Consider the following 5,164-nt stretch of genomic DNA (forward strand, 5'->3'; position numbering starts at 1 on the left):
GCGGCGCGGGCGGCCGCGCCCCCCCCCGACCACGCGCGGCACGAGATCCTGCGGACGGTCTTCCCGGACGTCGACGGCGTCCCGTACCAGCGGATCCTGCCGCCCGCCCCGGCGCTGGCCACGGCGACGATCGCCGAAGACGAGCTCACCGATGAGCTGGCGGCCGAGGCGGGCCGCGCGTTCGACCTGGCCACGGACCGCCCGCTGCGGGCGACGCTGTACCGCGTCGGGGCCGAGCACGTCCTGCTGCTCGTCCTGCACCACATCGCGGGCGACGCCTGGTCGGTGGACGTCCTGGCCCGCGACCTGGCGACCGCGTACGACGCCCGGGTGCGAGGCGCCCGGCCCGGGTGGGCGGACCTGCCGGCGCAGTACGCCGATTACGCGGTCTGGCAGCGCGAACTGCTCGACGACCGCCAGGCGGCGGACCGGCAGTGGGAGTACTGGCGCGACGCGCTCGCCGGCCTCCCCGACGAGCTGCGGCTGCCCGCGGACCTCCCGCGCCGGGGCACGACCGCTTTCCGGGGCGGTTCGGTCGGGTTCGAGGTACCCCCGACCGTCCACAAAGCACTGACCGCGCTGGCCCGCCGGTCGGGTGCGAGCGTGTTCATGGTGGTCCAGGCGGCGGTGGCCGCGCTGCTCACCAAGCACGGCGCGGGCACGGACATCCCGCTGGGCAGCCTGGTGGCGGGCCGGTCGGAGGAGGTGACGAACGGCCTGGTGGGGTTCTTCGTGAACACGCTGGTCCTGCGCACCGACACCGGCCGCAACCCGACGTTCGCCGAGCTGGTCGCCCGGGTGCGCGACACCGACCTCGAGGCGTACGCGCACCAGGACCTCCCGTTCGAGCTCCTGCTCGAGCTGGCCCGCCCGGCGCGCTCGCTGTCGCGGCAGCCGTTGTTCCAGGTGATGTTGTCGTACTACGAGGTCCCGGACCCGCGTTTCACGATCGGCGACCTGTCGGTGCGGCCGGAGATCCTCCCGCCGACGGGCGCGAAGTTCAAGTTCGACCTGACGTTCCAGCTCGGCGAGCGCCCGGGGGAGGGAGGCCTGGAGGGAAGCATCGAGTACTGCGCGGACCTGTTCACCCCGGAGACGGCGGAGTTCCTGGCCACCCGCCTGAGCCGGTTGCTGTCGGCGGTGGCGGAAGATCCGTCGCTGCCGCTGAGCGCGATCGACCTGGGCGAGCAGGATCCGGTTGTCGTGGCTGCGGAACCGGCCGAACTGCCGGCACTGCGGAGCGGCCGCGGACCGGCACTGATCGGGAAGGGCGGCCGGGTGAGCCACGCCCAGCTGCGCCGCCGCGTGACCGAAGCGGCCCGCAAGCTGACGGCCCGCGGGGTCGGTCCGGAGTGGACGGTGACGATCGCCGCGGAGTCGGCGCTGGACCGGGTGATGCACGTCCTGGCCGCCCTCCAAGCCGGGGCCGCGTACCGCTTGGTCGAGCCGACCGGGCAGCCCGGAGCGACGATCGAGGTCGGCCGCGCGGATCTTGGTCCGGCGGCGCTCGCCGAGGCGGGCCGCCCGGTGGGTGGCCCCGCGGCGGCGGCCGAGGTCGGCTCGTCGGCTTCCGGCGGATCAAGGTCCGGCGGCGCTGCCTCCTCCGCCGCGCCGATCGCTCCCGCCCACGCGGCCGCGCACCTGCCGGACGGCACCGTCCTCACCCGCCGTGCGCTGGCCGAGTCCGTTGCCGCCCTGCAGGGGTCCATTCCCGCCGGTCGCCGGGTCGTCGTCCCGGACTTGCCCGAGGCCATCCCCGCGATCCTCGCCGCGCTGGCCGCGGGCGGGTCGGTCCACCTCGCCGAGGCCGAAACCGGCGATCCCGCCGCCCTCGCGCAACTCCTCGAAGGCGAACTGCCCGCCGTCCTCTTCGCCACCCCGCACCAGGTCCGGGCGCTCGCGGCCCGGCACGAACCGGCCCTCGCCGGTGTCCGGCTGATCGTCGCCGGCGAGCCCCTCGCCGCCCCGCTCACCGAACGGCTCTACCGGGCCGGCGCCGAAGTCCACACCCACTACCGGACCCTCACCGGCCCGGCCGAACCCGGCACCCTGCCGCCCTCGTCCCGGGCCTACGTCCTCGACGACACCCTCCGGCCCGTCCCACCCGGCGCCCACGGCGACCTCTGGCTCGCGACCCCCGCCCGCGGCTTCGCGGGAGAACCCGGCCGCACCGCCACGCACTTCGTCGCCGATCCCTTCGCCCCCGGCGCCCGGATGTTCCGCACCGGCGACGTCGTCCGCCGCCGCCTCGACGGGAGCCTCGAACCGGTCGGCGGCACCCTGCGGGCCCGCGGGTTCGCCGTCCGGCCGGGAGAGGTCGAGGCCGCGCTCCTGCGGCACCCCGGGGTCGCCGCGGCCGCCGTCGTGGTCCGGGACGACCAGCTCGTCGCCTACGTCGTCGGCCGCGGCGACGACCTGCGCGAACACCTCGCGCGGGAACTGCCGGACTTCGCGGTCCCGTCGGCGATTGTCGCCCTCGAGGCCATCCCGCTCACTGCGGCCGGCGACCTCGACCACGCGAACCTGCCCACGCCCGAACGGAAAGCCGGCACTGCCGCCGCGGAGGTCCTCCGGCTGGCCTTCGCCGAAACCCTCGGCCTGCCCGAGGTCGACGCCGACGCCGACTTCTTCACCCTGGGCGGCAACAGCCTGCTCTCCGTCCGGCTCGTCGCCTTGGCCCGCAACGCCGGTCTGCACTTCACCGTCGCGGACGTCCTGACGCACGGGACCGTCGGGCGCCTCGCCGCGCTGGCCGGCACCGGCGGCGGCGCGGGTGACGTGCTCGACCCGTTCGCGCCCGTGCTGCCGATCCGGCCGGACGGCGACCGCGCGCCGCTGTTCTGCGTGCACGCGGGACTCGGGCTGAGCCTGCCCTACCTCGGGCTCGTCCAGCACCTCGCCCCCGGCCGCCCGATGTACGGGCTGCAGTCGCCGAACATCGGCGGGGACGGCGAACTGCCGGTCAGCGTCGAGGACGTCGCCGAGGAGTACGCCGCCCGGATCCGCGCGATCCAGCCGGCGGGCCCGTACCACCTGCTCGGCTGGTCCTTCGGCGGGCTGCTGGCGCACGAAATCGCCGTGCAGCTGCAGGAAGCCGGGGAGCAGGTCGAGACGCTGTGCGTGCTGGACAGCTTCCCGGTCGAGGCCGACGGCCAGGCCCCGCCGACCCGCCACGAGCTGCTGGTCAGCTTCCTCGAGCACCTCGGTTTCGACGCCGACGAGGACGCCGGCCTGTCCCCGGCGGCCGTCATCGACGTCCTGCGCCGGGGCGGGTCGCGGCTGGCCGGGATCGGCGAGGAGCGGATGGCCCGCGTGCTGGACGTGATGAGCAACAACGGCGAGCTCGCGCTCCGGTACGAGCCCGCCCGCTTCTCGGGGCGCCTGCTGCTGTTCCTGGCGGCCGACGGCCTCTCCGAAGCCGACCTCGCCGAGCGGCCCGGCCGCTGGGCACCGCACGTCGACGGCGCGATCGAGACGCACCGCATCGGCTGCGGGCACGAATTCATGATGCACCCGCAAGCCCAGGCCGCCATCGGCCGGATCGTCGCCGCCGCTCTGGACGGCTCTTCCGAGGAGGACGAATGACTGTGATTGCCCCGGTGCGGACCGGGCGGGTTTCCGACGCCGTGGTGGAGGTGCTGGCGCTCGCCGGGCGCCGGCTCACCCACCTGCGCAACGTTCCCGGCCGCCTGCTGGCGGTCACGCTGAACCCGCTGATCACCATGCTGGCCATCGGGTACGTGTTCAAGGACGCGGTGATCGTGCCGGGCAGCGGCAGCTACCCGGAGTTCCTGTTCCCGGCGGCGCTGATGCAGGTCGGCCTGGCCGGCATCGCGCCCACCGCCATCGCCGTCGCCACCGATCTCAACGGCGGCCTGACCGACCGGTTCCGCTCGCTGCCGATCGTCCGGCCCGCCGTGCTGATCGGGCACTCCCTCGGCGACCTCGTGGTCGGCCTGATCGCGCTCGCCATCACCGTGGCCTCCGGGCTGCTCGTCGGCGGCCGGGTGCACACCGGGTTCCTGCCGCTCGTCGGCGGGCTCGCCCTGCTCGTCGTGTTCCTCTACGCGATGATCTGGGTCGGCATCCTGCTCGGCCTGTCGCTGCGCAACCCCGAGGCGATCGACGGCATCGGCGCGGTGGCCACGCTCGGGCTTTCCTTCCTCTCCAACGCGTTCATGTCGACCGACCGGCTGCCCGGGTGGCTGCGGCCGGTCGCGGAGTGGAACCCGGTCAGCTCGGTGACCACCGCCGTCCGCCGCATGTGGGGCACACCGGTCGACGAAACCGGGTTCCCCGCCCAGCACCCCGGCGTGGTCGTGGCCATCACCCTCGTCGTCACGCTCGTGCTGGCCTGCGCCCTGAGCTTCCGGAAGTACCGCACCATCGCCTAGCGGGTCAGGTGGCGGTCAGCGCGCCGTCAGCCGGTCCGAACACCATGACAGCAAGCTGCCCGAGACAGACGGAGATGTGAAGTGACGAGTCCATTCGACGACGAGAACGGCCGGTTCCTCGTCCTGGTCAACGCCGAGGAAGAACGCAGCATCTGGCCGGTGTTCGCGGCGGTGCCACCGGGGTGGGACGTCGTGCTGGGGGACAGCTCCCGCGCGGAGGCGGTCGCCCACGTCGAGGCCACCTGGACGGACCTGCGCCCGAAGAGCCTGCAGGACGCCGGCTGATGGCGAGCGACGCGCTCGACCGCGAAGCGGCCATCGAAGTCACGGGCCTGCGCAAGGGCTTCGGCGAGCACCAGGCCCTGGCCGGCATCGACCTGCGGGTGCCCGCCGGCTCGGTGCTGGGCCTGCTCGGCCCCAACGGCGCCGGCAAGACCACGACCGTCCGGGTTCTCGCGACGCTGCTGAGCCCGGACGGCGGCACCGCCCGGGTGGCCGGTTTCGACGTGGCCACGCAGGCGAAGGAGGTCCAGCGCCGGATCGGGCTGGTCGGCCAGTACGCCGCGGTCGACGAGCTGCTCACCGGGCGGCAGAACCTCCAGCTGCTCGGCACCCTGCTGCACCTCGGCCGGCGGGGGGCCCGCGAGCGGGCCACCGAGCTGCTCGAGCGGTTCGACCTGACCGCGGCGGCCGACCGCCCGGTCGGGACGTACTCGGGCGGCATGCGGCGGCGGCTCGACCTGGCGACCTGCCTGATCGGCCGCCCGTCG

The 5,164-nt window shown here is 74.5% G+C and carries 4 protein-coding genes; all 4 read left to right on the top strand.

Features of this window, described 5'->3' with window-relative positions; translation table 11 throughout:
* On the top strand, positions 1-3,585 hold a 3,585-nt coding region (locus ACWEVN_RS46455; RefSeq protein ID WP_452055532.1), incomplete at its 5' end, for a condensation domain-containing protein.
* The gene (locus ACWEVN_RS46460; protein ID WP_449687284.1) at positions 3,582-4,394 is read left to right on the top strand and encodes an ABC transporter permease; all 813 of its coding nucleotides are present in this window, start codon (positions 3,582-3,584) and stop codon (positions 4,392-4,394) included. The genes ACWEVN_RS46455 and ACWEVN_RS46460, both read left to right, overlap by 4 nt.
* 81 nt (positions 4,395-4,475) lie before the next feature.
* Complete coding sequence (locus ACWEVN_RS46465; RefSeq protein ID WP_310969876.1) at positions 4,476-4,679, top strand: MbtH family protein; 204 nt, start codon at positions 4,476-4,478, stop codon at positions 4,677-4,679.
* The coding region (locus ACWEVN_RS46470; RefSeq protein ID WP_452055533.1) for an ABC transporter ATP-binding protein at positions 4,679-5,164 on the top strand (486 nt) is incomplete at its 3' end. The genes ACWEVN_RS46465 and ACWEVN_RS46470, both read left to right, overlap by 1 nt.

The sequence above is a fragment of the Amycolatopsis sp. NPDC003861 genome, from assembly GCF_053605405.1.

Coding starts and splice junctions, on each gene's coding strand:
- ACWEVN_RS46460 (WP_449687284.1), top strand. CDS start 3,582: ATGACTGTGATTGCCCCGGTGCGGACCGGGCGGGTTTCCGACGCCGTG.